The 26,367-nt window shown below is 71.9% G+C and carries 25 protein-coding genes; 18 read left to right on the forward strand and 7 right to left on the reverse strand.

Going from position 1 to position 26,367, the window contains the following annotated elements; all coding sequences use genetic code 11:
- Window positions 1–50: 50 nt before the first annotated feature.
- Entirely contained in the window at window positions 51–437 is a 387-nt protein-coding gene (locus IPQ09_15445; GenBank protein MBL0195590.1) for a hypothetical protein, read from the forward strand.
- A gap of 505 nt (window positions 438–942) precedes the next feature.
- On the opposite strand, the gene IPQ09_15450 is transcribed toward IPQ09_15445, so the two are convergent.
- A complete protein-coding gene (locus tag IPQ09_15450) occupies window positions 943–1,251 on the reverse strand; it encodes a hypothetical protein (protein ID MBL0195591.1) in 309 nt (102 codons plus the stop codon).
- A gap of 554 nt (window positions 1,252–1,805) precedes the next feature.
- A complete protein-coding gene (locus tag IPQ09_15455; protein MBL0195592.1) occupies window positions 1,806–2,006 on the reverse strand; it encodes a transposase in 201 nt (66 codons plus the stop codon).
- Window positions 2,007–2,117: 111 nt separating this feature from the next.
- On the opposite strand from IPQ09_15455, the gene IPQ09_15460 reads away from it, so the two are divergent.
- The 8 genes from IPQ09_15460 (at window position 2,118) to IPQ09_15495 (ending at window position 8,585) form a co-directional block, all read left to right on the forward strand.
- The gene (locus IPQ09_15460) at window positions 2,118–2,333 is read left to right on the forward strand and encodes a hypothetical protein (GenBank protein MBL0195593.1); all 216 of its coding nucleotides are present in this window, start codon (window positions 2,118–2,120) and stop codon (window positions 2,331–2,333) included.
- A 12-nt stretch (window positions 2,334–2,345) separates the two neighbouring features.
- Window positions 2,346–2,621, forward strand: a complete 276-nt coding sequence (locus IPQ09_15465) for a HypC/HybG/HupF family hydrogenase formation chaperone (protein MBL0195594.1) — start codon at window positions 2,346–2,348, stop codon at window positions 2,619–2,621.
- Between the two features lie 1,040 nt (window positions 2,622–3,661).
- On the forward strand, window positions 3,662–4,786 hold the full coding sequence (gene hypE, locus IPQ09_15470; protein ID MBL0195595.1) for a hydrogenase expression/formation protein HypE: 1,125 nt from the start codon (window positions 3,662–3,664) through the stop codon (window positions 4,784–4,786).
- A 1-nt stretch (window position 4,787) separates the two neighbouring features.
- Window positions 4,788–5,132: a hydrogenase maturation nickel metallochaperone HypA gene (locus IPQ09_15475; GenBank protein MBL0195596.1), complete on the forward strand. Its 345-nt coding sequence runs from the start codon at window positions 4,788–4,790 to the stop codon at window positions 5,130–5,132.
- Window positions 5,125–5,883: a hydrogenase nickel incorporation protein HypB gene (hypB, locus tag IPQ09_15480; protein MBL0195597.1), complete on the forward strand. Its 759-nt coding sequence runs from the start codon at window positions 5,125–5,127 to the stop codon at window positions 5,881–5,883. Before IPQ09_15475 ends, hypB begins: the two co-directional genes overlap by 8 nt.
- A 23-nt stretch (window positions 5,884–5,906) precedes the next feature.
- The gene (locus IPQ09_15485; GenBank protein ID MBL0195598.1) at window positions 5,907–6,353 is read left to right on the forward strand and encodes a TfoX/Sxy family protein; all 447 of its coding nucleotides are present in this window, start codon (window positions 5,907–5,909) and stop codon (window positions 6,351–6,353) included.
- Window positions 6,354–6,453: 100 nt separating this feature from the next.
- Complete coding sequence (locus IPQ09_15490; protein ID MBL0195599.1) at window positions 6,454–7,290, forward strand: trypsin-like serine protease; 837 nt, start codon at window positions 6,454–6,456, stop codon at window positions 7,288–7,290.
- A gap of 149 nt (window positions 7,291–7,439) precedes the next feature.
- On the forward strand, window positions 7,440–8,585 hold the full coding sequence (locus IPQ09_15495) for a hypothetical protein (GenBank protein ID MBL0195600.1): 1,146 nt from the start codon (window positions 7,440–7,442) through the stop codon (window positions 8,583–8,585).
- Here the strand turns inward: IPQ09_15495 and IPQ09_15500 are convergent.
- On the reverse strand, window positions 8,475–9,029 hold the full coding sequence (locus tag IPQ09_15500) for a hypothetical protein (GenBank protein MBL0195601.1): 555 nt from the start codon (window positions 9,027–9,029) through the stop codon (window positions 8,475–8,477). The genes IPQ09_15495 and IPQ09_15500 overlap by 111 nt on opposite strands.
- A gap of 59 nt (window positions 9,030–9,088) precedes the next feature.
- The gene (locus IPQ09_15505) at window positions 9,089–10,669 is read right to left on the reverse strand and encodes a pectate lyase precursor (GenBank protein MBL0195602.1); all 1,581 of its coding nucleotides are present in this window, start codon (window positions 10,667–10,669) and stop codon (window positions 9,089–9,091) included.
- A gap of 654 nt (window positions 10,670–11,323) precedes the next feature.
- Between IPQ09_15505 and IPQ09_15510 the strand changes: the two genes are divergently transcribed.
- From IPQ09_15510 to IPQ09_15520, 3 genes are all read left to right on the forward strand, one after another.
- Window positions 11,324–12,121, forward strand: coding sequence for a 1-acyl-sn-glycerol-3-phosphate acyltransferase (locus IPQ09_15510; protein MBL0195603.1), 798 nt, complete (start codon window positions 11,324–11,326; stop codon window positions 12,119–12,121).
- 128 nt (window positions 12,122–12,249) lie between these two features.
- Window positions 12,250–13,452: a glycoside hydrolase family 18 protein gene (locus IPQ09_15515; GenBank protein ID MBL0195604.1), complete on the forward strand. Its 1,203-nt coding sequence runs from the start codon at window positions 12,250–12,252 to the stop codon at window positions 13,450–13,452.
- Between the two features lie 43 nt (window positions 13,453–13,495).
- On the forward strand, window positions 13,496–14,314 hold the full coding sequence (locus IPQ09_15520; GenBank protein ID MBL0195605.1) for an SUMF1/EgtB/PvdO family nonheme iron enzyme: 819 nt from the start codon (window positions 13,496–13,498) through the stop codon (window positions 14,312–14,314).
- Between the two features lie 21 nt (window positions 14,315–14,335).
- Here the strand turns inward: IPQ09_15520 and IPQ09_15525 are convergent, their stop codons facing one another.
- A complete protein-coding gene (locus IPQ09_15525) occupies window positions 14,336–15,418 on the reverse strand; it encodes a ferritin-like domain-containing protein (GenBank protein ID MBL0195606.1) in 1,083 nt (360 codons plus the stop codon).
- A 551-nt stretch (window positions 15,419–15,969) separates the two neighbouring features.
- Here IPQ09_15525 and IPQ09_15530 point away from each other — a divergent pair.
- The 4 genes from IPQ09_15530 (at window position 15,970) to IPQ09_15545 (ending at window position 21,886) form a co-directional block, all read left to right on the forward strand.
- Window positions 15,970–18,333: a hypothetical protein gene (locus IPQ09_15530; GenBank protein ID MBL0195607.1), complete on the forward strand. Its 2,364-nt coding sequence runs from the start codon at window positions 15,970–15,972 to the stop codon at window positions 18,331–18,333.
- A 111-nt stretch (window positions 18,334–18,444) separates the two neighbouring features.
- Window positions 18,445–19,650, forward strand: coding sequence for a DUF2252 family protein (locus IPQ09_15535; GenBank protein ID MBL0195608.1), 1,206 nt, complete (start codon window positions 18,445–18,447; stop codon window positions 19,648–19,650).
- Window positions 19,651–19,826: 176 nt separating this feature from the next.
- Complete coding sequence (locus IPQ09_15540; protein MBL0195609.1) at window positions 19,827–20,705, forward strand: ABC transporter permease; 879 nt, start codon at window positions 19,827–19,829, stop codon at window positions 20,703–20,705.
- Window positions 20,705–21,886, forward strand: a complete 1,182-nt coding sequence (locus IPQ09_15545; protein ID MBL0195610.1) for an ABC transporter ATP-binding protein — start codon at window positions 20,705–20,707, stop codon at window positions 21,884–21,886. The genes IPQ09_15540 and IPQ09_15545 overlap by 1 nt, the downstream gene beginning before the upstream one ends.
- 59 nt (window positions 21,887–21,945) lie before the next feature.
- Here the strand turns inward: IPQ09_15545 and IPQ09_15550 are convergent, their stop codons facing one another.
- On the reverse strand, window positions 21,946–22,971 hold the full coding sequence (locus IPQ09_15550; GenBank protein MBL0195611.1) for a pirin family protein: 1,026 nt from the start codon (window positions 22,969–22,971) through the stop codon (window positions 21,946–21,948).
- A gap of 101 nt (window positions 22,972–23,072) precedes the next feature.
- Between IPQ09_15550 and IPQ09_15555 the strand changes: the two genes are divergently transcribed.
- Window positions 23,073–23,573: an FHA domain-containing protein gene (locus IPQ09_15555; GenBank protein ID MBL0195612.1), complete on the forward strand. Its 501-nt coding sequence runs from the start codon at window positions 23,073–23,075 to the stop codon at window positions 23,571–23,573.
- Window positions 23,574–23,651: 78 nt separating this feature from the next.
- Here IPQ09_15555 and IPQ09_15560 read toward each other — a convergent pair whose 3' ends face one another.
- Window positions 23,652–24,590: an NAD(P)H-binding protein gene (locus IPQ09_15560; GenBank protein ID MBL0195613.1), complete on the reverse strand. Its 939-nt coding sequence runs from the start codon at window positions 24,588–24,590 to the stop codon at window positions 23,652–23,654.
- Window positions 24,591–24,892: 302 nt separating this feature from the next.
- On the opposite strand from IPQ09_15560, the gene IPQ09_15565 reads away from it, so the two are divergent.
- Entirely contained in the window at window positions 24,893–26,362 is a 1,470-nt protein-coding gene (locus IPQ09_15565; GenBank protein MBL0195614.1) for a ferritin-like domain-containing protein, read from the forward strand.
- The last annotated feature ends 5 nt before the right edge of the window (window positions 26,363–26,367 follow it).

Genomic DNA, 26,367 nt, shown 5'->3' on the forward strand with positions numbered 1-26,367 from the left:
GCCGAAGGGGGACAGCTGCATGCAGGCCTCGAGCGGCGAGAGCTCCGGTCGTGGATCCACGACCCGCCGTGCGCGCGGTCGTGCAAGACCTCCTCGCGGGCGCGGCGTCGGGCTGGGTCGCTGCGCGCGTCCACGCGACGGTGGTGGAGGCGACGTGCGCCGTGGCCGCGCGAGCCCTCGCCGAGACCGGCCTCCGGCGCGTGGTGCTCTCGGGTGGTGCGCTTCAGAACAGGCTCCTCGAGCGGGGCCTCGTCGCGCGGCTCGGCGCCGAGACCGTCGTCATGGCGAGGGACGTGCCGGTGAACGACGGAGGCCTCGCGCTCGGCCAAGCGTGGGCCACTGCTCGCGCTGACCGGAGCCCGCGAGCGCGGCGGTCGATCGCCCGGCGGGGCTCGCGCGCGAGGACGAACCGGCGGATCACGTGCTCGTCCACGTAGGCTTCGTGATCCGAAGGATCGCCCCCGAGGACCTCGCCGAGACGCTCGCCTTCCTCGAGGCCATGGCGTCCGAAGATCTCGAGGGCCGAGGCCCGTCGTCGACCGCGCCCGACCCGCCAAGGCGCGCTTTGAGGAGCGCGCGGAGCCGAGTATTTCTTTTGGTGCACACGCACCACGGGATCGTCGGCCCCCGGGCTTTCGATGGAGGGGCCACCGCGACCTTGCGCCCCGCCGCGCGGGCGCATGCTACCTTCGCTCCCGCCACCCTGCCCTCGTGCACGGAGATCGTCCCGTGTCGCTATACCTCGCGGCGCTCAGCCCGCTCGCCCGCCACGCCCGCACTTCGGCTCCGCGCTCGCCCCTGCGTCGCTGTCGTCCTATGTGTGCAGTTTGCACTCCCCCCGATCACTTGCGCGAGATGGGGTCCGCGCAGCGGTTACAAATGGCGTGAATCCCCTGCGTTCCCGAGTGGGGTCGTTCGAGATGGAGAGACCGCGGCGCCTACTCAAGGGGCGGCAGCACGACGCAGGACGTACACCGTCCCATGACATTTCGCGTTGACCCGTATGGCCATCATCCCTGGCGTTGGTCCGTCGCTCGGGTGGCTCGGGACATTGCTGCTTACCGAGTAGCTAATGTCGGCCACCCCATCAAAGCCGAGCTTGGCGGCCTTCTTGCGGAAAATATCGAGCACCTCGTCCGAGCACCGATCGAACGCGCTCCCCGGGAACTCGAACGTCCCCATGGCGATGGCGTTTGCGGGGACGTGCTGCCCCGTGGGGCGAATGTCGACCCTTCGGGGATCACGCGGCACGAGGGGCGCGAACCCTACATCGCACAGCCCATCGGGACAAGTTGGAGGGGCGTGAGTGATACACCCCTGCAAACCACCCAGTGCGGCCAGGAGAGTGAACGTCGAGATGCGCTTCATGGTGTGGGCTCCACGAGAATGTAAGTGCGACCCGAGCAGCCTCGCCTGCCATGCACATCAACCGGTCCGATATCACCAACGCCGTCATAGCCAAGCAGAGCTGCCTTGCTACGGAACTTCTCCAGAACCTTAGGCGAGCAGCCAGCATCACTCGCCTCGGGGGAGGTCAGACGGGCCATGTACATGGCGTTTGGTGGCGCCTGTTCGCCCTTCTTCGAGACCAATATCTCGGCCGGAGTGTGTCTTCGTGCCGGGGTGTACGGTATGCCACAGAACCCAGAGTCACACTGGACAGTTACGACCGTGACGCATCCCGAGGTCGCCCCCCCCAGGCAAGCGAAGAGGAATGGCGTCAATCGCATCCCCTGGAGCATTGCCTGCCTCCAGATAGTGCCTGAGTTCTCAAGATTCATGTTCGGTCAGAGGCTATTGGTAAATCAAGAGATGAGCAAGGAAGAAGGCGGAAGGCTGCTGGCCCTGCTGGCCTTGCTCCGACCACCTTCGCCCTGCCCGGGGAGGACGCGGCCGTCCGCGAGGAGCGAGATGCGCTCGAGGCTGAAGGGCGGTCGCGCGCCGTAGCGGCAGAGTCTCTCGAGGCCTTCGCGATCGCCCGCGTGGATGAGAACACCCGCGTGGATGTTGAAGGCGAGACCTCGCCTTCGGCTCGGGCCCGCCTTCGACCTTGGTTCGCCCCTGCGGGGCTCACGTCAGGTTCAAAGCCCCGGACCTCGGCGGTCCACGGGCTCTTCTTGCCGCGGGGTGGTGCGCTTCAGAACAGGCTCCTCGAGCGGGGCCTCGTCGCGCGGCTCGGCGCCGAGACCGTCGTCATGGCGAGGGACGTGCCGGTGAACGACGGCGGCCTCGCGCTCGGCCAAGCGTGGGCCGCTGTGCTCGCGCTGACCGAGCCCGCGAGCGCGGCGGTCGATCGCGCGGCGGGGCTCGCGCGCGAGGACGAACCGGCGTAAGACGAGTGCGCCATGTGCCTCGGAGTGCCAGGAAAAATCCTCACGATCGAGGGCACGAGCGCCGTGGTCGACTTCTGGGGCGTGCGCCGCAAGGTCGGCCTGGAGCTGGTCGACGAAGAGGTCGCCCCCGGCGATCACGTGCTCGTCCACGTAGGCTTCGCGATCCGACGGATCGCCCCCGAGGACCTCGCCGAGACGCTCGCCTTCTTCGAGGCCATGGCGTCCGAAGATCTCGAGGGCCTCTCGCCGGGCGACGCGCGCGCGGACGCTCCGAAGGCGCCCTCGTGAGCGCCAAGCTCGAGTTCCGCGACGTGGCGCGAGGCCGCGCCCTCCAGGCTCGCCTCGAGCGCGCGATGGCGCGGGCCACGCGCGAGGTCACGGTGATGCACGTGTGCGGGAGCCACGAGCAGGCCATCGCGCGCTACGGCCTGCGCGCGCGCTTCCCCGCGGGGCTCCGCGTGCAAATGGGGCCCGGCTGCCCCGTGTGCGTCACCGACGCCCCGGAGATCGACGCGTGCGTAGCGCTCGCAGACGCGGGCCACCACGTGCTCACGTACGGCGACATGCTGCGGGTCCCCGGCCGCGCGCGCTCGCTCGACGACGCGCGGGCCGCGGGCGCTCGCGTCGACGTGCTCTACGCGGCCACGCAGGCCGCCGAGATCGCCCGCGCGAGCGACCACCCCGTCGTGTTCTTCGCCACGGGCTTCGAGACCACGGCGGTGGCCACGGCCGCGGTGCTCCTCGCGGACCCGCCCGCGAACCTGTTCGTGCTCTCGGCGCACAAGTGGGTGCCCGCCGCGATGGAGCTCGTGGCGAGCGCCCCGGACACCCGCATCGAGGGGTACCTGGCGGCCGGGCACGCCGCCACGATCACCGGCCACGGCGTCTTCGAGCCGTTCGCCGCGCGGCACGAGCGGCCCGTGGTGGTCGCGGGCTTCGAGCCCCTCGATCTGCTCGCGGGCCTCGCGCTGCTGGTCGAGCAGGTCCTCGACGGCAAACACGAGGTGGTCAACGCGTTCCCGCGCTGCGTCTCCCGCGACGGCAACCTGCGCGCGCTGGCCGCGCTCTCCCGCGTCTTCGAGCCGTGCGACGGCGAGTGGCGAGGCATCGCGCGGGTGCCTGGCGGCGACCTGCGACTTCGACCCGCGTTCGCGGCCCACGACGCGGCGCTGCGCTTCGCCGACGACCTCGCGCGGGCGCCGGTGGCCACCGAGCGCCCCGACGCCGCCGAGTGTCGCTGCGGCGGGATCATGACCGGCCTCCTCCAGCCGACCGACTGCCGCCTCTTCGGCCGCGCGTGCCGGCCGGAGACGCCCGTCGGGGCGTGCATGGTGAGCACCGAGGGCGTCTGCCGCATCTGGCACGAGCACGGCGTCCGCGCGGGCGCGGCGTCAGCGGGCGCGTCAGCGAGCGTGACCGTGAGCGAGCGCGACGGCGCGGAAGGAGACCGCGTGACCCTCGCGCACGGGGCGGGCGGCCGCGCCATGCGCGCGCTCGTCGAGTCGATCTTCCTCGCGGGCGCGACCCACCCCGAGGCCCTCGCGATGGGCGACGGCGCCGCGCTCCCGTTCGGCGATCGCTGGCTCGTGCTGACGACCGACGCGCACGTGGTGGCGCCGATCTTCTTCCCCGGGGGCGACATCGGCCGCCTGGCAGTGTCAGGAATCGTTAACGATCTCGCGATGATGGGCGCGTGCGATGTGCTGGGGCTCACCTCCAGCGTGATCGTCGAGGAGGGCTTCTCGCTCGACGCGCTCCGGCGCATCCACGGCTCGATGCAGCGCGCGTGTCAGGAGGCGGAGACCCACGTCGTCACGGGCGACACCAAGGTGATGCGGCGCGGCGAGCTCGACGGCGTCGTGCTGTCGACGAGCGGCGTCGGCGTGGCCGACCGCGTCGTGCGCGACCGCGGGCTCGAGCCCGGTGACGCCCTGCTCGTCACCGGCACCGTCGGCGATCACGGGCTCGCCGTGCTCGCCGCGCGCGCCGCCTTGGGGCTCGAGGGCGAGCTCGTGTCCGACGTCGCGCCGCTGAACGGCCTCGTCCGCGCCGCCCTCGCGGCCGGGGGCGCGCGTATCCACGCGATGAAAGATCCGACGCGCGGCGGCGTCACGAGCGCGCTCACCGAGATGGCCGAGAGGGCCGGCGTGGCGATCGTGCTCGAGGAGGCCCGCGTCCCGCTGAGCGACGCGGGGCGCGCCGCCTCCGAGCTCCTCGGCATCGACCCGCTCGCCGTCGCGAACGAGGGCAAGGCGCTCCTCGGCGTTCACCCCGACGCCGTCGACGCGGTGCTCGCGGCGTTGCGGGCGCACCCGCTCGGCCGGCGGGCCGCCCTCGTCGGCAGCGTGCACGCGGCCCAGGGCGACGAGCGCGGGGCGGTCCTGCTCGACACGGGCTTCGGGCGGCGGCGCCTGCTCGAGCGCGACGGCGAGCCCCTGCCGAGGATCTGCTGAGATGCATGAGGTGTCGCTCGTGCACGCGCTCTTCGACCAGCTCGACCGCGCGATCGCGCCGCACCCGCCCCAGGCCGTGCGCCTCGTGACCCTTCGTGTTGGCGAGCTCGCGGGCGTCGAGCCCACGCTCCTCCGCACCGCGTTCGAGGGCTGCCGAAGCGAGCGGGGCTTCGCGGCGGCGGAGCTCGCGATCACCGAGGAACGCGCGGCGTGGACGTGCCGAGAGTGCGGCGCGGCGGTGCCCGGCGGCGGCCCGCTCGGGTGCGCGTGCGGCGGCCACGCGCGCCTCGCAGCGGGCGACGCGCTCGTCTTCGATCGGGTCGAGCTGGAGGTGGCGGATGTGTGACGTGTGCGGCTGCGGAGACCCTCGCAAGATCACGATCGACGTGCACGCGTCGCTGCTCTCGGAGAACGACCACGAGGCGGCGCACCTCCGCGAGCACTTCGCCTCGAAGCGCGTGCTGGCGCTGAACCTCATGGGCTCGCCGGGCTCCGGAAAGACCGCGCTCGTCGAGGCCATCGCGGGCTGGCTGTCCACTCCGCGCGCGCGCCCGCCCCTCCGGCTCGCCGCGGTGAGCGGCGATCTGGCGACGTCCCTCGACGCCGAGCGCCTCGCGCGCGCCGGGGTCCCGTCGGCCGCGATCACCACGGGCTCGGCGTGCCACCTCGACGCGTCGATGGTCCACCACGCGCTCCACGGCCCGCTCGCCGCGGCGGTGGACGACTGCGACGTGTTCTTCATCGAGAACGTGGGCAACCTCGTGTGCCCCGCGATCTACGATCTCGGGGAGGCCGCGCGCGTGGTCGTGCTCTCGGTCACCGAGGGCGTCGACAAACCCCTCAAGTACCCGGTCATGTTCCGCCGCGCCGATCTCGTCGTGTTCACGAAGACCGACCTCTTGCCGCACCTGCCCGGGGTCTCGCTGGGCGAGCTCCACGCGAACCTCGCGCGCGTGATGCCGGCGCCACGCGCCCTCGAGGTGTCGGCCACGAGCGGCGCGGGCGTGGGCGAGCTCGTGGCGTGGCTCGAGGCCCTGCGCGACGCGCGGTGTGGGCGACCGGCCGAGGTGCACCAGCCCGGCCCCGAGCCCGGGTAGGCTGACCACTGAAGGAGCACACCATGGCGTACGACGAGGGGCTCGCAGAGCGCATCCGCGAGGGGCTGGCCGACGAGCGCGACGTCACCGAGAAGAAGATGTTCGGCGGCGTGGCGTTCATGCTCCGCGGGAGCATGTTCGTCGGCATCGTGAAGGAAGACCTGATGGTCCGCGTGGGCGCCGAGGCCCACGAAGGCGCCCTGCGCGAGCCGCACGCGCGGACGATGGACTTCACCGGCAAGCCGATGCGCGGGTACGTGTACGTGGCGCCGCCCGGCTACGCGCGCGACGACGCGCTCCGGGCCTGGCTCGCGCGCGGCCTCGCGTTCGTGAGCGCCCTCCCCGCCAAGGGCGAGGGGAAGCGGCCCGCGAAGGGGGCGGCGGCCTCCCCGGCGGCGCGCCCCCCGCGCAAGGCGCCTGCGAAGGGCACCCCCAAAAAGACTCCGCGGCCCAAGGCACGCGCGACCTGACCTCGACGCGCGAGTCGACAAGCGGCAGGGAGGCCCACTGGCCTGGCGGCGGTCACGAACGCGTTTGCCAGGTGCCCTGAGCGGTGACAACTTGGAGCGCGTGCGCACCAAGAGCCATCGAATGCTCCTCGCGGGGTGCGTGCTCTGGGCCGCGAGCGCGTGCAGCTCCTCTGCCGAGGACCCGAGCTTCTTCGCGGGAGTGTCTCGCACGGGGGGGCCTTTCGCGGACCGGTCCGGGACAGCCGAGCGGCGGGCGACGGTGGCGCGGTACCCGTTCGTCGCCATCGTGCTCGACGAAGGGCGCCACCACTGCTCGGGAACCTTGGTTCGCCCCGACCTCCTGGTCACCGCGCGCCATTGCCTCCTCGCGCGCGACAGGGTCAGCGTCGTCTTCCCTTCGGACGGAGTGTTTCGCTTCGGCGTCGCGCCGGCCGCCGGCAGCGTGGTCGTCGAGACGAAGGACGTTCTCTCATTCGAAGCCGATGCGCCGAGCTCCTCGGGGCTCGCCGAGAATGACATCGCGTACATTACCCTACAGGAGGGCTCTACCCGCGCCGTCGCGGGCCCACTCCCGGCGATCTCGTTCACCCCCCTGCCCCCAGGTCGTGCGCTCGCCCTCGTGGGGTTTCCCGACTATCGGCCCGCGCCCACCAACCGCATCGAGTCCGCGAATTGCTCGACGACCGGCAAGGTGGGCGATCAAGCCCCGTACGGGAAGGGACTGATCGAGACCTCCTGCGCGGCGTCGAATGGCGACTCCGGAGGGGGGGTCTTCGCCTTCACGAACGACGGAGCCCCGGTCCTGGTCGGCGTCGTAAGCCACACCTTCGCCGTCAGCCCCGAGAGCGTCGAGGTCATCGTCCCCACGGGCAAAGACGCCTTCGGCAGCTACGTGCCGGCGAGCATGAGCGCGCTCCCCCGGGCGACGCGCAGGTAGTCTTCGCGCCGTGAGAGCGCCTGGGTGCCCCTCATGGCTCAGCTGCGACGCGCCACGAGATGCACGTCCGGACGCGATCGGGGCCACCGACGACCCGCGCGGGCGTCCGATTGTTGCCCCGAGGGGCAGGTTGCGCTAAGCCACCCGAGATGAAGCGCCTCGTCCCCGTCGCCCTCGCCCTCGTCGCCCTCGCCGCCGCATGCTCGAGCACCCAGCGCCGGGGAGTGTTCGAAGACGGCGTGCCCGAGTCCGGTGTCCCAACGGAAGACGGCGGCACTACCCCGCCCGTGGAAGACGCGAACCTCTTCGGCTTCGACGGAAACATCCCGGACGCGGCGCCGGTCGACGAGTGCAGGAAGATGGACATCGTGTTCGTCGTCGACGACTCGGGCTCCATGTCTTCGGCGCAGGCGAAGCTCAGGTCGAACTTCCCGCTCATGGTGAACGCGCTGAACAACTTCAAGACGAAGTCGAACGCCGATCTCGACTACCGCCTGGCCGTCACCAGCACCGACACGACGCGCAGCGACTTCACGAGGGGCGGCAAGGGCGGGTTCGTATCCACCGCCTCGTGCGCGGCGGGCCCCGCGCGCGCGTGGCTCGAGCGCACCGATCCGAACGTGGCCGACGCCTTCGGGTGCCGCGCCGTGCTGGGTACCTCCGGCAGCGCCACGGAGAAGCCGCTGGAGGCGCTCATGCTCTCGGTCACGGCGCGCACCGCCGACCAGAACAAGAACTTCCTCCGCGACGACGCGCTGCTGGCCTTCTTCATCCTCACCGACGAGGAGGACAGCAGCAGCCCCGCCGTGACGCCGATCAAGCTCATCCAGCAGCTCGACATCGTGAAGAAGGTCCGCGGTCGCTGGGCCGGCGCCGTCATCTCGGGTCAGAAGAGCGGCAGCTGCTCGAGCGGCTCGCACACAGCCTACGAGCGCGCTGCTCCACGAGCTCGTGGTGCGCTCCGAGGACATCAACACGCGCCAGAACAACGTCATTTGGCGCAGCATCTGCCAGAACACGTTCGACACCGCCGTCCAGGACGCGCTCAACACGTTCACGGTCGCCTGCCTGAACATTCCGCCGCTCCCGAAGGGAGCCGGCCGCGTCAGGTGAATCCGCCCCACGACGCAAGCGCGCCGTGGGGCGTGGGTCGCCACTCGCGAAGCCGGGGATCTGCCGGGCCCCTACGGGAGCGTGAGCGTCACGTCGATCGTGTCGCAGCCCTCGGGCTTCTTCTCGTCGTTCTTCAGCTCCCAGTACACCGGGGTCACGTCGCTGCCGCCGTTGTGCGGTGAGTACTCGTGCTCGATCGTGACGGTCACTGGCTTGCCGTCCTGCACGCACGGCAGCCCCGCGGTCTGCGGCCGCCCGCCGGCGCTGTCCACGAAGTGCGCGGTGCCGCGGCAGATCTGCGCCGCGCTCGTGCCCTTGACCTCCGCGCGGAGCTCGAGCTTCGTGGGGCTCTTCGTGAACGTGAACGGCCCGACGTACACCGGGGCGCCGGAGCACGCCGCGCGCAGCGTCGTTGGCGCGCCCGGACGGAGGGCCATGGCGTTGGCGATCGACTTGCCGGAGCGATCCCCGGCGCCCGGCGCGCCCTTGTCGCTCTTCGCGGCCGGCGCAGCCGGCGCGGGCGACGCCGGCGTGGCCGCGGGCGGCGGGGGGACAGGCTCTTGCTTCTTCGTGCAGCCGGCGGCGGTCAGGGCGACGGCGACGGCGGTGAGAGTGATGATGCGCATGGGGCTCCCCAGATCGGTGACAGGCGCCCCATTGTGCCAGAGGTCCAGCGCCGCGGGAATCAGGCGCGCGCGCGACGAGCGCGACGCCCGGCCGAGAAGAGCGCGGCGAGCCCGAGCCCCGCGACGAGCGCCTCGAGCGGCGGGCCGGGCGCGCCCCCACCCGCGTCGCAGGAGCACCCCACGACCTTCGCCGCCGGGCGCCCTTCGCCGAAATCCGGCGCCACGTCGGGGCACGGGCCCTCGGCGTCGGGCGCGACCGGGGGCGCGGCGCGAACCAGCGCCTCGGCGAGCTCGTTCACGTACACCTCGAGCGCGGTGTACTCGCCGTCGAGCGGCCGCTTGGCGTCCTCGGGGTCGGCGGGCGAGAGGCCGCGCGCGCGCTCCCACGCGTCCGCGATCCCGTCGCGGTCGGCGTCCTCCGGCGGCGCGACGGGGGCGAGCCCCGCGAGGAGATCGGGCGGCGGCTTCGCGCCCCAGGCGCCGCAGCGGGTGCGCACGTCCTCGATCGTGCGCCGGGTCACGACGTCCCGCGGGAAGGCCCCCGACCGCGCGAGCACGAGCGGGTACGCCTCCTCGGCCGTGAGCTTGCGTGCAGGATACACCATTCCAGGGAGGGGCCCGTCGAGCCCTGTGTCGACGCCTGCGGGCAGGTCCTCGAAGCTCGGGTGTCGCCCTCGCTCGGCGAACGGGTCGGCCACCCGCCCCACGAGGTTCCCCGGGTCGTCGACCCGGTTGTCGCGCACCACGTAGAGCACGTCGCCGGAGCCCGGATCCTCGTCCTCGAGCACGAACGGCGCGAGCCGCGAGCTGCGGCCCCGCTTCCAGACGTTGCCCACCACGTGGAACGCGCCCTCCGCGGGGTTGTCGTGCACGAAGCCGTCGCGCACGTCGTAGATCACCGAGCCTCGCAGCTCCGCGGGGCCCGTGGCGAAGGCGGGCGCGCGGCGAAAGTGGTGCGCGAAGAGGGTGCGCAGCACCGAGATCCGCGCGCTGTCGGGGCCGGCGATGAAGCCGTAGTTGTGGCGCCCCTCGGGGTGGCCGGTGAGGCTCGACTCCTCCACCGTCGAGTCTTGCAGCGTGAGGTCGCGCGCCTCGTACACGTCGACGGTCTCGTCGGACGCCCACGACGCCGTCACGTGGTCGAGCATGACCCGCGTGTTCCGGGAGAACTGGACGGCGTCGTGGCGCGCGCCGTCCGCGCGGGTCTCGAGCCGCGGCGGCGGGCGGACGCGCAGGTGCCGCACGACGATGTTGCCCACGCTCGCGTCGTAGGCCCCCGCGAGGCGCCCATGCAGCGTGATGCCCGCGCCGGGCGCGGTCTGCCCCGCGATGGTCACGTCGCCCCGGGTCACCTCGACGTCGCCCTCGATCACTCCCGAGACCGCGAACACGACGACGCGCGGCCCCGCGCGGTCGAGCGCCTCTTGCAGCGAGCCGGGGCCTCGCGCGGCGAGGGTCGTCACGATCACCGCCGGCCCGCCGCCCGCCGGGCCCCCCCGCCCGGGGAGCGGGGGGGGGGCCGGGGGCGGCGAGAGCCCCGCCGCCACGGCGGCGGAGAGCCCGCGCGCGCCCGACGGAACGCAGCGACCGAGGGCGCGCACGGGCGCAGGCGTCGGGCGGGCGGGGACGCCCGCGCGCATGGCGCGGCGGGCCGCTCGCGGGCGCGCGATCGACGGTTCCCTGGCGAAACTCGCACCCGCGGATCGGGCGCTGAGACCTTCGAAGGCCCGCGAGGAGCCACCTTGCCGGCCATCACACCCGGCGGGGCCACTCCGTACGAGGAGGGCTGGTCCATCCAGAAGACCCAGCAGGCGGCCGAGATCCCTATCGAGGAGGCGCGAAGAAGGGGCCAGATCCTGGCTTGCAGGAGCACGGCCCCGACTGCCCCAGCCAAGACAAGTTTTGGTACGAGGCCACGGAGGCCATCCCGGGCCCCACCACCGCGCAGATGATGGCCTACGCCAAGAAATACCAGCGGCGAGGGCCCGACCCGGACAGGCGGGGCGCATACACAGGCCGGGCATCGACGCCGACGGCGAGAGGCAGTACCGCAACACCGCCGACCGGGAGAAGCTCTTTCCGCCCGCAACAGGCGGTGCGGGCTGGCCGGTGGGCGCCACAGGAAGGGGGTCGCAGGGAAGCTCGAGACCGCCATCGGCTCATGTGCGCACCGCGCGTCGTGGTCGAACAGAGGTCGACCCAAGGCGCGGCCCGACGCGTCGAGGGCCCGACCCTAAGAAGACCTGGTCAAGCCCTGACACAACACCCCCTCGGACGTGTGCTACGCCCTTGGCGTGACCACCGTGACCACCGGCGTCTCCGACGTCTCCGCGCTCCCCCCCACGCGCCGCCTGAAGTCGTCGATCCCCCGCTACGCGGCGGGGTTCGGCATCATCGCCGCGGTTTCGGTGGTCGGCATGCCGCTGGCGCTTCTGCTGCTGCCCTCGCGCACGCTTCGCATCAAGCTCACCAACGTGCTCGGCAAGATCACGGGGAGCGCCGTCACGTGGATGTCGGGCGCGCGCACGACCTTCGTGAACCGCGAGGGCATCAACGACCAGTTCCCGGCGATCTACGTGATGAACCACACGTCGACGCTCGACATGTTCCTCGCCATCTGGCTGTGCCCCATCGGCGGGTGCGGGGTGACGAAGAAGGAGGTCACCAAGGTGCCGTTCCTCGGGCAGCTCTACAAGCTGTCGGGCCACCTCCTCCTCGACCGCGGCGACAAGAACCAGGCGGTCGGCGAGCTCACCGCGGCGGCCGCGCTCATGAAGAAGCACCGCCTCGCGTGCTGGATCCTCCCGGAGGGCACGCGCAGCCGCGACGGCAAGCTCCGCCCGTTCAAGACCGGGTTCGTGCACCTGGCCATCGCCACGGGGCTGCCGGTGGTGCCCGTGGTCGTGCACGGCGCCGACCGTATCTGGCCGAAAGGTTTCACCTTTCACAAGGGTGAGCTCCCCATCGAGGTGCTGCCGCCGATCGACACGTCGGGCTGGACGGCGGAGACCTCGAAGGAGCACGCGCAGGCGGTGCACGACCTCGTCGCCGAGACCCTCGCTCGTCGGTGCGCGCCCTCGGGCGTCAGCTGAGCATCGGGGCGGCGCTCTGACGCGCCCCTCCGGGCGCGAACAGGCGCGGACGCGGACACTCTCGAGCCCGTGTGCGTCGTGACGATCGTCTTCGACATTCGCGCGAGGTGCTCTAAGACTCGAAGGGTATGCTGAAGCGCCTCGCGTTCGTGCTCACGCTCGCGCCCTTCGTCGGCGCGTGCGAGCCTGGCGTCGCCCCAAGCGAGGACCCGCAGCTCATCGAGCCCACCCCCACCGCGGTGACCCCGCCCGGGCCTCCGCCGGCCACACCAAGCGCAAACGACGGGCGCTGGCTGATGGCCTATTACGTGGGCTACGAGCGCAGCCTGCTGCCCCCGGCGGACATCGAGTGGGCGAACCTCACGCACCTCGCGGTGGGCGCCGTGCTCCCCAAGGCCGACGGCACGCTCGACACCACGTACGCCATCGATCCGGTCAAGGGTCCCGCGATGGCGAAGGAGCTCGTGGACCTGGCGCACGCCAACAACAAGAAGGCCCTCGTCATGGTGGGCGGCGAAGGCACGCACGACGGGTGGGTCGCGGCGGCGGCCGAGAAGCGCCTCCCGACGCTGGTGAGCGCGCTCGTCGCCCTCCGGAAGGCGGTCGGCTACGACGGGTACGACCTCGACTGGGAGCCCGTGCCCCCGGCCGACGAGCCCGCGCTGCTCGCGCTCTTCCGCGCCCTGAGAGCGGCCGATCCCGGCGCGCTGCTGACCATGCCCGTCAACTGGCTCGCGACGGGCACCGCGGCGGTGTCCGGGGTGTACGCCAAGCTCGCGCCCCTGGTCGACCGCCTGAACATCATGACGTACGGCATGGCGAGAGACTGGCCAGGCTGGAAGACGTGGCACTCGTCGGCGCTCGATGGCGCCGCCCCCGGCACACCCTCGTCGGTGAAGTCCTCGGTCACCGCGTACCTCGCCGCCGGCGTCCCCGCGGCGAAGCTCGGGGTGGGCGCGGGGTTCTACGGCACCTGCTGGGGCGGCGGGGTGAGCGCGCCCGGCCAGACGGTCGGCACCTCCAAGGTGCTCGCGAACGATCACGTGATGAGCTATCGGGCGATCGTCGAAGGGTATCTGAAGCCTGGCGCCCGAAAGTGGGACTCGGTCGCGAGCGTGCCGTATCTCGGCTTCGCCGCGCCCACCGGCGCGCAAAAGTGCACGTTCGTGACCTACGAAGACGAGGAGTCCGCGGCGGCGAAGGCCGCGTACGTGAAGACGGCGGGGCTCGGCGGCGTCATCGTGTGGACGCTGAACCAGGGGCACCTGCCGTCGCGCCCTACCGGCGGTCGAAACCCCATGATGCGGACCCTGCACGACGGGATCCGGTAGCGGGCGGCGCGAGCGGGCCCGCGCTACGCTCGAGAGAAGTCCGATGCGCTCCCCCACGCCCACGCCCGCCCCCGCGCGCTCGCCGGTCTACGCCCTCGCCGTCGCGCTCGGCGCGCTCGTCGCGTGCGGCGCGGCCCTCGACCTCCCCCAGGAGCCGAGCCTGACGACCGCGAGCCCGGTGGACGGCGGGCAGGCCCCGCTCCCCCTGCCCAGCCCCCCGCCACCCGACGCGGGGTCCGGTGACGCCGGCCCGACCGACGCCGCGGCCGACGCAGCCGACGCGGCCGACGCCGCGCGCTGCCCCACGGGCATGATCGAAATAGGTGGAAGCTGCATGGATCGGTACGAGGCGCCGAACGAGGCCGGCGCCCGGCCACTCGCGTTCAAGACCGCGCCGGAGGGCGAGGCCTGGTGTGTCGGGCGGGGCAAGCGCCTCTGCACCGAGACCGAGTGGGTGCGCGCGTGCGAGGGCCCGTCGGGCAACGAGTTCCCCTACGGCGACGCGTACCGCCGAGGCGCCTGCAACGACGACAAGAGCTGGCGCGTCCCGAACTGGACGACGCTCGCCACCTACCCCAGCGCCACCGCGAGCGCCGAGGCCGCGCGGCTCTACCAGGCCGATCCGAGCGGCGCGCGCGCGGCGTGTGTGTCTTCGGAGGGCGTCCACGACCTGCCGGGCAACGTGGCGGAGTGGGTGGTACGCACGTTTCCCCACGCGAGCAACCACGAGCACGTCTTGAAGGGCTGCTACTGGGCGGGCTGCTACGGCGGGGCTCACCCGAGCTGCGCCTCGGCGAACTCGGCGCACCCAGGCGCCTTCCGCACCTACGAGGCCGGGTTTCGCTGCTGCCTCACGCCCTGAGCCGCCCGACGACTGCGCCGCTCAGAGAGTGGCGAGGAGCGGCTCGAGGAGGCCTCGCTCGCGGACGCCCTGGCCACGCCTGAACGCCGCGATCTCTTCGTCGCGCACATGCGTGAGGTCTGCAAAGGTCTCGCGCAGCCACTGGAGCGTCCGCAGCGCGAGCGCCGCGTGGCGCGCCTCGTCGTCCGCGACGCCGCGGTAGAGCTCCGCGAGGCGGGGATCCGTCTCGGCGCGGCTCGCCTCGTCGGCGCGGGCCGCCGCGAGCGTCTCGCCCACGGCCCCGCCGCGAAACACGTCGCGGTAGAGCGCCTCGGCCGCCCGTGGCCCCGCGCGGAGCGGCGCCGCAGCGGCCTCGAGGGGACCAGGACGGAGCGCGCCCCCGCCGAGGCGCGCGACCCACGCGAACGTGTCCGACGCGTGGCGCACCTCGTCGGCGAGGGCCCGCGCGGTCTCCGCGAGCAGCCACGTCGGCGCCCCGAGCGCGACGAGCTCGGCCACCGTGCGCGCGAACGCGGCCACGCTCGCGTGCTCCTCGAGCGCCGCAGCGCGAAGCCTCGCGAGCGCCGCGGGCACTCGCTCGTCGGTGGCCTCGAGCAGGCCGCCCTCCACGTCTTCGGCGGGCGCAGCGCCGCGCTCGGGCTCGGCGCGCGCCACGTGCACCTCGCCGTCCACGACGAGCGGCCGCCCCTCGTAGATGATGGGCCCCGCCTGGCACGTCCCGGTCTTCGAGAAGGTCGCGCCGTTGAAGCCGAGGGCACAACTGAGCGGCGGACCGCAGTCCGCGTCAGTCCGGCAGGTCTTCCCGACCACGGGCTTCGACGGCTTCGCCACCGCCTGCGTCGTCGGTGCCGTCGTCGCGACGGTCGTCGGTGCCGTCGTCGCGACGGTCGTCGGTGCCGTCATCGCTGACGGGACGGTGTTCGCGCTCGGCGCGGCGCTCGCGCTCGGCGCCGACGTCGCGAGAGGCATCTCGGGCGAGGGAGATGTTGCGGTGGCGGGCGGTGGCGGCAGCTCGACGGCCGCGGGCGTCTCCGGCTCCTTGCACCCGCCGAGGATCGCGAGGTTAACGAGGACGAGCGTGGGGATACGCGAGGAGGTCCACATGACCGAGAGCATACCCTCTCGGTCTGAGGACAGGACATAGGTGACACCTTAAGGACAGGACATAGGTAACAGGTGCGACGTCCAGGGATGCCCTGGAGGAAGGACGGAACGATGGACCTGAGGGAAGAGCTCGTGTTGCGGGCGAAGGCGCCCGGCGCGTGCATTGCGGCGCCGTGCCGCGAGTTCGGGGTGAGCAGAAGGACCCGCGGACGAAAGCCCCACCCACGCGGTGGCCGTCCGCGCGCATCCCATCCCGCGCACCGCGCACACCGCGCACCGCGCCCCCACGCAGGGCCAGAACAAAATGGGAAAAGGCCCCACCACACTCTTCCGCGCTACCGTTGCTCCCTCTCGGGCCTGGCGGGTTCACGTTTCCGAGTCGGTGAGACCGTGACCCCCTCTCTGTAGTCCTCCCCCGGGGCCCCGTCGAGTGAAATGCACGGGCTCACCGCCCACTCTCCGAGCGGCCCCCCCAACTTGATCTCTCGGCGCAAGGTGACACCATGCCCGCCTCGCCGGGCACCCCGCCAACGCGCGAAAAGGAACCGTCCATGCGCGCTGCCGTCGTCGCCTCCGTACTCGCCTCGTTTGCCTCGTTCGCCGCGGGCAGCACCTTCACGACCCCGGCGCGCGCCGAGACCGCAGCGGGCGCTGAGGACGGGGGCGCGCTCGTCTACGAGAGCGGCCAGGCGCGGCTCTTCGCGGGCACGCCCGCCCGGCTCGACGCGCGCTCCCGCGCCCTCCGCGGCGACGCGAAGGCCCGCGCGGTCCTGAAGGCGCTCGCGCCGGCGTCGCAGACGCCCGGCCTCTCGCTGGTGCGCACCTCGAGCGAGCGCTTCGGGGACGGCGACGAGATCCTCTCGTACGGGGAGGTGTACCGCGGGCTGCCGGTCGTCGGCTACGGCGCCACGGTGCGGCTCGATCGGAGGGGCGAGGCCGTGTTCTCCTCCGTCGAGCTGCCGAGCGCGCTCCCCGCGACCACGTCGCCGCGGCTCACCCGCGCGGAGGCGGCCGACGTGGTCGCGCGCAGGTTCCACATCGCGGTGACCGACGCCGACGCCTACCTGCTCATCACGCACACGTGGGAAGGGCCGCGGCTGGCGTACGCCGTGCTGCCGTCCGCGCCGCTCGCGTCCGGCGCGCGCCCCCGCTTCCTGGTCGACGCGAACGACGGCGTGCTGCTCGAGGCGCGCGACATGCGCACCTTCGTGGACGCGCAGGTGCACGCCTCGAACCCCGAGAAGAGCAAGCCCCTGCAGCTCTTGCCGTTGGCGATGGACCCGGTGGCGGGCAAGCTCGAGAACCCGTTCCTGGCCACGTTCAATTGTGTCGACCGCAAGGAGGTGCGCGACCTCTCGTTCAGCGGCTTCAAGCTGAAGGTCCACGTGTGCAGCCTCGCGCAGCTCGCCGTCCCGAACGCCGCGGGCGCCTTCGTGTACGCCCCCAAAGACGTGCCCGATCCGGGGGCCGCCGAGGACGAATACGCTGAAGTTTCCATGTATTACCACGCCACCCGGGCGTACGAGTTCTTCCGCAAGCTGCAGGGCGTGGCCGACGCGCAGGTGGTCGCCGACAAGCCGCTCCGCACCATCGCGAACCTCCGCCTCGCCGCGGGCATCCAGACCGGCGACATCGCGAGCGCGGGCGATCCGAACAAGCCACTCGAGCCCTTCCAGAACGCGTTCTTCTCCCCGAAGAGCGGCGGCCTGGGCGACATCTTCGGGCAGATTTACGGCTTCTCCGACGGCGCCATGTGGTTCGGCCAGGGCCCGCGCCGCGACTACGCCTACGACGGCGACGTGGTCTACCACGAGCTCGGACACGCGGTGGTCGACCACTCGCTGAAGCTCGGGGCGTGGACCATCGACCCGCGCGGCGCGAGCGCGGCGCCGGGCGCGATGAACGAGGGCCTCGCCGACTACTTCTCGTCGGCCATCACCGGCGACGCGGACGTGGGCGAGTACGCCTCGAAAGACTTCTCCGAGACGGCGCGCGTCATCCGCACCCTCGACAACAAGGACACCTGCGACTCGGCCATCGTCGGCGAGGTGCACTTCGACTCGACCCTGTTCTCCGGCGCCCTCTGGGAGGCTCGCACGAAGCTGCCCGAGGCCGATCGGGAGAAGCTCGACGCGGCGATCTACAAGAGCATGCGCACGAACGCCGGCCGCAGCCGTGCATCTTACATGGATCTCGCCAAGCTGTTCCTCGCGACCGTCGGCGCGGATCTGCCGGCGGCCAAGCCCGTGCTCGAGGCGGCGTTCACCGGGCGCGGCGTGCTCCCGCTCTGCGGGCGCGTGCGCACCTTCGACGGCAAGCCCGTCGAGGCGCCGCAGGGGGGCCCGTACGCCGCGCCGGGCAAGGCCGCGGTGGGCCAGCGCGAGCTCGCCCCGGGCATCGTGCAGCTCAAGGCCGCCATCCCGGCGGGCGCGCTCCGAGCCACCTACTCCTTCAAGGTCATCGACCGCGGCGGCGGCGGCGGCCTGTTCGGCGGCGGCGGCACGCCGTTCACGCCCGTGGTGCTCGTGAAGTTCGACGCGCCCATCACCTGGACCACGACGGCCAGGGTCACGAGCGACGCCGACCTCAACCTGACGCTCGAGGCGAAGGCCTCGTCGATCACCTTCGACCTGCCGGAGGGCGTGAAGGAGGTCTACGTGCAGATCGCGAACAACGGCGATCAAGACGGCTACTACGGCACGCAGAGCGTCGCTTTCGAGCTGCCCCCCGCGCTGCCCGCGCCCGCGCCCGCGCCTCCCGCCGCGCCTCCCGCGGCCGCCGGTCCCACCGAGACCTCGGGCTGCGCGGTGCGCGCGCCGGGGAACGCGGGCTCGCCCAGCGGCCACGCGGGCGCCGCCCTGCTCTTCGCGACCGCCCTCGGGGTCGGGCTCGCCGCGCGCCGGCGCCGCGGATAGCGGATGACGCGCTTTCGGGCATGCGCGGTGGCCGGAGTGCGCTATCAACACGCTGTGAAGTCCGCGACCTTTGGCACGCGCGGTGGCAGTCGGGGACGTGGCGTCCGCGGCGTGCGCTCCGTCGTCGTTGCGGCGGTCCTCGCCGCTGGCGCGTCGCTCGGCCTCGCCTGCTCCGCCGATGAGACGCCCATGTCCGACGACCTCGAGAGCGATCTGACCTCGTTCCGCTCGTCGGCCGACCCCCTGGAAGACCGTGACTTCGCCGACGACCTGGACCGGCGCTTCATTCGCGCGGCGAGCGCGAACCTCGACGAGGCGGCCTTCAGCAAGAAATGGGACGCGTCGCTCGAGAGCTCCGTGCTCTTCATGCGCGCGTACCCCGCGGCTTACCACGCGGATCTACTACAGATTCCAACAAAGCGCATCCTCGGGGCGGAGGGGCTCTGCTTCGGCGATGCGCACCCTGACAACTTCGGCTTCTTGAACGTCGGCGGCGCGACGGTCTTCTCGTTCAACGACCTCGACGACGCCGGGTACTGCCCAATCGCGTTCGACGCGGCCCGCTACTTCGCGGTGCTCCGCCTCTACTTCGACGACAAGGACCTCAGCGCGGAGGTGCTCGAGCAGTACGTCGACACGGTGAAGGACCCGCTGCGCGCGGTGTGGCTGACGAGCTCCGCCGCGCCCGACTGGGCCGCCGTGCGCGCCTCGGTGCTCGCCGACTGGACCCGAGGCGACTCCCTCGCGCTAGGCGGCGAGCTGTCGGCGCTCGAAGGGCCCGAGCGCGAGGCCGTGCTCCGCGTCGCCGGAGCCGACCCCACCCTCTCCACCTACCGCGTGCTCGACCTCGCCGCCTTCGCCCGGAACGCGGGGGGGAGCGGCGGCCTCCGACGCTACTGGCTCCTCGTCGAGAAGGGCAGCGGCGCGGCCACGCGGCGCACGATCCTCGAGCTCAAGGAGACCGCGACGCCCGGCGCCGCCTTCGGACGCCACTCGAAGCAGCTGCCGATCGCCTCGCGCCTCACCACGCTGAAGTCCACGTTCTGGGGCGGCTCGCCGAACGACGACTACTTCCATGTCTCGCTCTTGGGCGGGCGGTTTCTCGTGCGCGACCGCGCCACCAAGAAGAGCGTAAAGCTCGATCCGAAGGGCGGAAAGGCCACGATCGACGTGCTGCGGGCGCAAGCGAGCGTGATGGCGCGGCACCAGTCGAAGTACTGGCGCTCGGTCAAGAAGGACGACCTCCGCGCGTGGCTCCACGCGTCGAGCAAGACGCTCGCGCACAGGTGGCGCGACACGTACGAAGCGGCGCGGTGACGCGCGGCGCCTCGGGCCGTGGACGCGCGCGCGACGGCGCGCGACGTGCCCGCGCCGCGCCCGTGGTCGACGGACGCTCGCCGCCACGCGAAGAGGCGAACCCTTTGCGCTTTTCTGAAAGCCCACTACCGTAACGCCCCGCGCGATGCCCGCGCGCCCGTCAAGGGGGAGCCTCCGTGAATCCGTTGAAAGAAGTCCAGCTCATCCTGCTGCGAGAGCTCCGCAAGAACTTCCGCAGCGTGAAGGGCATCGTCTTGCTGCTCATCTCGCTCATCGGCAGCTTCGGCGCGGCCCTCCTGCTCGTGAAGTTCCAGACCTTCAAGCGCGGGCAGATCGACGAGGCCGCCCGCACCACGCAGGGCTCGGTGGAGGTCACGGCCAGCGCCGTGAAGGAGTTCATCCACGACGGGCGGGTCAAGGCGCTCACGCCGGTCTACGGCGAGACCACCGCCAAGTACATCGCCGACTCGCCCGAGGTGCTCTACGCGGGCCTCATGATCACCATCTGGCTTACGCCGATGCTCATCGCGCTGCTCGGCTTCGACTCGTTCTCCGGCGACATGCAGCACAAGAGCGTGCGCTACTGGACGCTCCGCACCCGGCGCGGCTCGTACTTCGCGGGCAAGTTCTTCGGTCTCTGGAGCACGGTCTCGGCCGTGACCCTCGCCATCCACGCGCTCATCTGGGCGGTGTGCATCTTCCGCGGGGAGGCCACCGCCGCCGAGACGCTGTCGTGGGGCGTGCGGTTCTGGGTGGTGTCGCTCCCCATGAGCGCGGCGTGGTGCGGCATCGCGGTGCTCGTGAGCTCGTTCTTCCGCATGCCGATGGTCGCGCTGCTGACCACGTTCGCCGTGAACTTCGCGCTGTGGCTCGTGTGGGTGATCGGCATCGCCTCCGAGACCAACGCGCTCCTCTATTTCTACCCGAACTTCTACGACAAGCTCCTCCTCTCGCCGCAGCTGTGGACGGCCGCGGGGGGCTTCGGAGCCTGCGCGCTCATGGCCACGCTCTGCGTGGGCGGCGGCACCTTCATCTTCGCCAAGCGGGACGTCTGATGAGCACGACGGAAGAGACCACGACCGCCAAGGGCGACGAGCACGCGCCGCCGCCTCCGGCCGAGGCGGCCGAAGCGGAGGGCGCCGCGACCGAGCCCGTCGACGCGCCCGCCGATAGATCGGATAAATCTGCCGAGGCCCCCAAGCCCTCGAACGGCGACGCCAAGAACGCCAAGGCCGCCGAGCCCACCGCCGCGCAGGCGGCCTCCTACGAGGACAAGGAGTTCGTCGCGCCCGCGCCCAAGAAGAAGGGCAAGAAGACCGCCGAGATCGCGGTGCGCCTCACCAAGGTCACGAAGCGCTTCGGGGTGAAGACCGCGGTCGACGGCATCTCGCTGAAGATCAAGGCGGGCTCGGTGTACGGCCTCATCGGCCCGAACGGCGCCGGAAAGACCACGACGTTCTCCATGATGGCGGGCTTCCTGCAGCCGACCGAGGGCGCGGTCGAGGTGCTGGGGTTCACGCCCTCGCACGTCGACGAGCTGCGCGGCCGCCTCGGCGTGCTCCCGCAAGACGCGCTGCTCCCCAACACCGACACCGTGGGCGAGTTTCTCTCGCACATGGCGGCGCTCCAGGACATCCCCTCCGACAAGATCCGGGCGGAGGTCGAGTCGGTGCTCGCCGAGGTCGACGGCCGCGACTGGATGAAGCTCCGCTGCAGCCAGCTCTCGCACGGTATGGCCAAGCGCGTGCAGCTCGCGCAGGCGCTGCTGGGCGAGCCCGAGGTCGTGCTCCTCGACGAGCCCACGGCGGGCCTCGACCCGCGCGTGGCCTACGAGGTCCGGCAGATCATCAAGTCGCGCAAGGGGCGTTGCACGCTCATCGTGTCGAGCCACAACCTGCAGGAGCTCGAGGAGGTGTGCGACGGCGCGGCCATCCTCGACCGCGGCCGCGTGGTCGCGCACGGGTCGATCGCCGAGCTCACGGCGTCGTCGCAGGAGGTGCACATCAAGCTGGCGCCGGGGCCTGTTCCGCTTCAGGAGCTGCGGGCGCTCCCGATGATCAAGCGGGTCGAGTTCGACGACGAGAAGAGCGAGATCGCCGTCTACTTCGAGCGCGGCACCGTCGACGCCGAGACCGTCATCGGTCAGGTCCTGTGGGTGCTCCTCAACAACCAGGCCCGCATCAGCGGCGTGACCAAGGGCAAAGGCCTCGAGCAGCGCGTCATGGAGCTCACGTAAGTCAGCGGACTGTCTCGCGACGCTGATTCACGCCGGCGCCCGGCCGCGCGGCGGCCTGGTCACTCTTTGCGCTCGAGGGTCCCGTCGGCGTGGCGCGCGAAGCGGCCCTCGGTCGGGCCGTGGTTCGGATCGTCGGCGGGCCACGGCCAGCCCCCGAAGCGCGTGCGGCGGTAGTCCGCGAAGGCCTCCTCGATCTCCGCGCGCGTGTTCATGACGAACGGGCCGTGCTGCACCACGGGCTCGCCGATGGGGCGGCCCTGGAGCACCAAGATCTCGCACGTGTCGGCGCCCGCCCGGAGCTCGACGGGCGCGTCGGTGCGCACCACCGCGGCCGCGTGGGCCTCGAGCCGTTGATGGCCAATCCCGAGCGAAGGCCCTTTGAAGAAGTAGAGCGTGCGGACCGTGTCCTCACGGGCAGTAGGGGGCAGCGTCCACCGCGCCTCGGCCTCCATGCGAATGCACCAGATGGCGACCTCGGCGTCCTCGCGTGAGGCCCACGACTCGGGTGGCGGCGGCGTCGCGCCCGGCGCTTGCCCCGCGAGCGCCCCGGCGATCACGGTGACGGTCGTCGTGCGACCCGCGGCGTCGGTCGCCTGCACCCGCGGGATGCCTTCACTCCAGAGCATCGCAAAGTGGGGCTTCGCGCGCTTCTTCTCCGAAGGCAAGTTGAGCCATATCTGAAAGAGCTCGAGGGGGTTGGGTGCCTCCTGCGACAGCAGCGGGAACATCTCCGAGTGAACGATGCCGTCGCCCGCCGTGAGCCACTGGACGTCGCCCGCGCCGAAGCGGGCCGCGGCGCCTAGCGAGTCGGCGTGGTCGATGAGCCCCGTCCGCACGATGGTGACGGTCTCGAAGCCGCGGTGCGGGTGCTGGGGGAAGCCAGGGACCGTCTCCCCGTGGTACATGCGCCAGCCGTTCTTCGGATCGAAGTCCTGCCCCAGAGAGCGCCCCGAGAGAGAGGCCGCCGGCCCGAGGGCGGCGTTGCCCGGCGGGTACGGATCGTCGTGGTGCACGCAGAAGAGGAACGGGTCCACGGTGACCCAAGGGAAGCCGAGCGGGAGCGTCTCGAGGATGACGTCGTTCACCTGGACACCGTAGCAGCCCTGCGTCGTCGAGGCCGGTGTGCTGACGCTCGACGCGCCCCGTCACCTTCCGGCGCGGTAGCCCGGCTGCTAAGCTGGTGGGTGTGATAACGGTGTTCACACGGAGGCGGGGCGACGAGCCCCGGAAGGAGACCTTCCGCGGCAATCGGCCGGTCAGCATTGGTCGGAGCCCCGACAACGACGTGATGCTGCTCTGCTCGCTGGTGTCGAAGCACCACGCGACGGCGCACGTCGAAGGGGATGCCGTGGTCATTCGCGACCTGGGCAGCGTGAACGGGACGTACGTCAACGGTCTCCCAGCGCGCCAAAGCGTCAAGCTCGCCCGCGGAGATCGCGTGCACATCAGCGATTTCGAGCTGTGGTTTGCCACGCCCGACTCGGCGGGTGAAGCCCCTGAGGACCGGACCATCGCCAGACCCCCCGCGCCCTCGCGCGAGGAGGCCGCCACGCGTGAGGCGCACCTGGCGGAGGCGCTCACGCGCCGCCTTCGCGCCGAGAGCCTGTCGCGCGAGGCCATGCTCCGGGTGGTCGACGCCATGGTCGACATCATCGCGAGCAGCGAAGGCGGCCAAGACAAGCACTGACGGGCTCGCCGCGGGAGGAGGCGGTGTTGGCTCGCGGCCGGTGTGAGCGTGACCGCGCCGCCACGCCACGCCCGCGGCTCAATACATGCGCGCGTCGGGCGTCGCGCGGTGCCACGCCAGCGTCGCGGCGAGGCCGTCGTCGTAGCTCGTCATGGTGAGCTCGGGGAAGCGTGCCCGCAGCTTCGAGCCGTCGAGCAGGATGGGCTGCTGCCAGAGGTGCAGGATGTCGACGAACGCCCGCGCGAGGGGATGCACGAGCGCCGCCGCGCGCACGAGGGCCGTCGGCATGACCGAGAAATTCCCCATGCCAGCGACGCGGATCGCCGCGCTGAGAAACCCGCGCGCGGTGGTGTGCGCCACCCCCGGCAGGTGGAACAGCTCGCCATCGCTGCCGTCAGCGAGCCCCACGGCCACCAGCACCTCGGCGGCGTCGGGCATGTAGACGAGCTCGATGGTCGCGTCCGCGGGGCCCCACCATCGCCCTCGTTGACCCTGCGCGATCGCCTGCAGAGGGCGGCCGGTGAGCGTCTGCACGTGCGGCCCGTAGAACTCGGGCAGGCGGATCATCGTCCAGCGGATCCCGGCGGCGCGGATCCTCTCTTCCTTGTGGCGACGGGCCTCGCCGAGCCGCGAGCACGGCGCGAGCGGCGCGTCCTCTGCCACGAGCTTGCCGGGCGTGCCGCGCCCGTAGACCCAGACGTTGGCCGGAAAGACCAGCCGAGCGCCCGAGGCCTCGCAAGCCGCGAGCGCCGCGTCGAGCAGCCGTGCAGTGAGTGGCACCCAGTCTTTGCCGATGGCGACGTTGGCGAGATGGAAGACAGCCTCGCAACCCTCGGCAGCGCGCCGCATCGACGCGACGTCGAGCGCGTCGCCTACGATGGCGACCGCCCCGTCGGGCAGGCGCGCCTTTCTTTCGTCGCGGACGAGGGCGCGCACCACGTGCCCCCTGGCGAGGGCCACGCGCACCACGTTGGAGCCGAGACCGCCTCCCGCGCCCGTGACGAGGATCGTGCTCATGGAGAGTGTTCTCTTCGCATCTTTGGCGCCGATTCGCGGGATCGCAGGCACTGATGGCCGCGGGCCTCGTGCTGAGTGTGCCCCCCACACGCCCGTATGTATAGAAACACTCACGCGCGCCGCTCGGCCTCGAATCCGGCCGAACGTCAGCGAGACGACAGCTCGACAGTTCGGTCCGCGCCGTCGTGCGCTTCTCGTGGCCGCGATCGGCGGACGCCGACGACGACGGCGGCTGAACGAGCGAGCGGGAGGGTGCAATCGCGCTCAATTGCCAGTGGCTCGGCGCTTGCTAAGCTTGCCGGATGAAATCGCTTCGCCTCCGCACGCTCTTTGCCACGGCCCTCGCCAGCCTCGTCGCGTCGTCAGCCTCCGTCGCGGCCTGCGGCGGAACGACCACGACGAACACGCCCGACGGGGCGGTCGGGCCGAGCCCTACGACGACGACGACGACCACGGCGACGACGCCCCCCGCGCCGGACGGTTCCCTCCCCGACGGCGCGCCGCCCCCTGGCGACTCGTCGACGGCAGACGCGGCGATCGATTTCAAGCCCGCCTCGTGCACTCTCGAGGACCTCACCAAGGGCCTTACGAGCGCCAAGCCCGCGAAACCCTTCAACTACGTGGAGCTTCGGCAGACCACGCTCCGTTTCGATGACGGCGGCTACGTCCCCGACACGTCGACCGCGATCGCCTCGGCGGGCACCCGGTGCGGCGGCGCGCCCAATCCAGCGGCCTGCGACGCCGCCGTGACCAAGGCCTCGTCCACGAAGGACCTCTTCCCGCCCACGGGTGGTCGGCAGATCCCGATGGCGCGCTACCTGGTCGTGCAGAGCGGGGCCGACGTCACGGTCGTGGCCACCCGCGCGGAGCTGCTCGCCTTTCTCGGGCCGATCGACACCGGCAGCGAGGCCAAGCTGCTCGTGAGCGCCGACGGGTACGAGCCGCTCTGCGGCCCCGACAGCGTCCGCGAGGTGGCCGGCGCCTTCGAGGTCGTCGCGCGCAAGTCGACCGAGTGTCTGAACCAGTACATGGGATACGTCCTCACCGTCACGCCGGCGGGCGTCGTGACCGTGAAGACCACCGTCGACCTGCGCGATCCCGACGCGGGCTGCGCGGTAGCGGGCCGCCGCCCGGAGGGCTTCTCGCCGCGCGCCGCGACCGACGAGTCCGAGCTGCTCCAGTACCTCGGCACCATGCGGAGCCTCGAGGCCGCCAGCGTGCCCGCGTTCCTGCGCCTCGCAGACGAGCTCCATGCGCACGGCGCGCCGACGGCGCTGGTGGTCCGCGCGGAGGCCGCTGCGCGCGACGAGGTCCGGCACGCCGCGGGCTTCTCGCACCTGCGCGCCGCGTGCGGCGCCGCGACGACCGACGACGCGCTCGGCGACCTCCCCATGACGCCACGCTCGCTCGAAGCGATCGCCGTCGAGAACGCGGTGGAGGGCTGCGTGCGCGAGACCTTCGGCGCGCTCGTGGCGAGCTACCAGGCCAGGAACGCCACCGACGACCGCGTGCGGCGGCTGTTCACGAGCATCGCCGAGGACGAGCTCCGCCACGCCGAGCTGGCGTGGGACGTCTCCGAGTGGCTCGCGTCGCGACTCGACGACGAGGGCCGCGCGAAGGTGCGTGAGGCGGAGGCTGCCGCCGCGCGGGCGCTCGGTCAGGGCGTCGCACGGAGCGAGCCCGGTCCCGAGCTGCGCGAGCGCTGCGGCCTGCCCACTCGGGCGGAGGCGCGCCAGCTGTACGACGCGGCGTCCGAGCTGTGGGCGGCCTAGCAGCC

It is taken from the genome of Myxococcales bacterium, from assembly GCA_016720545.1.
Lineage (GTDB): Bacteria > Myxococcota_A > Polyangia > Polyangiales > Polyangiaceae > JAAFHV01.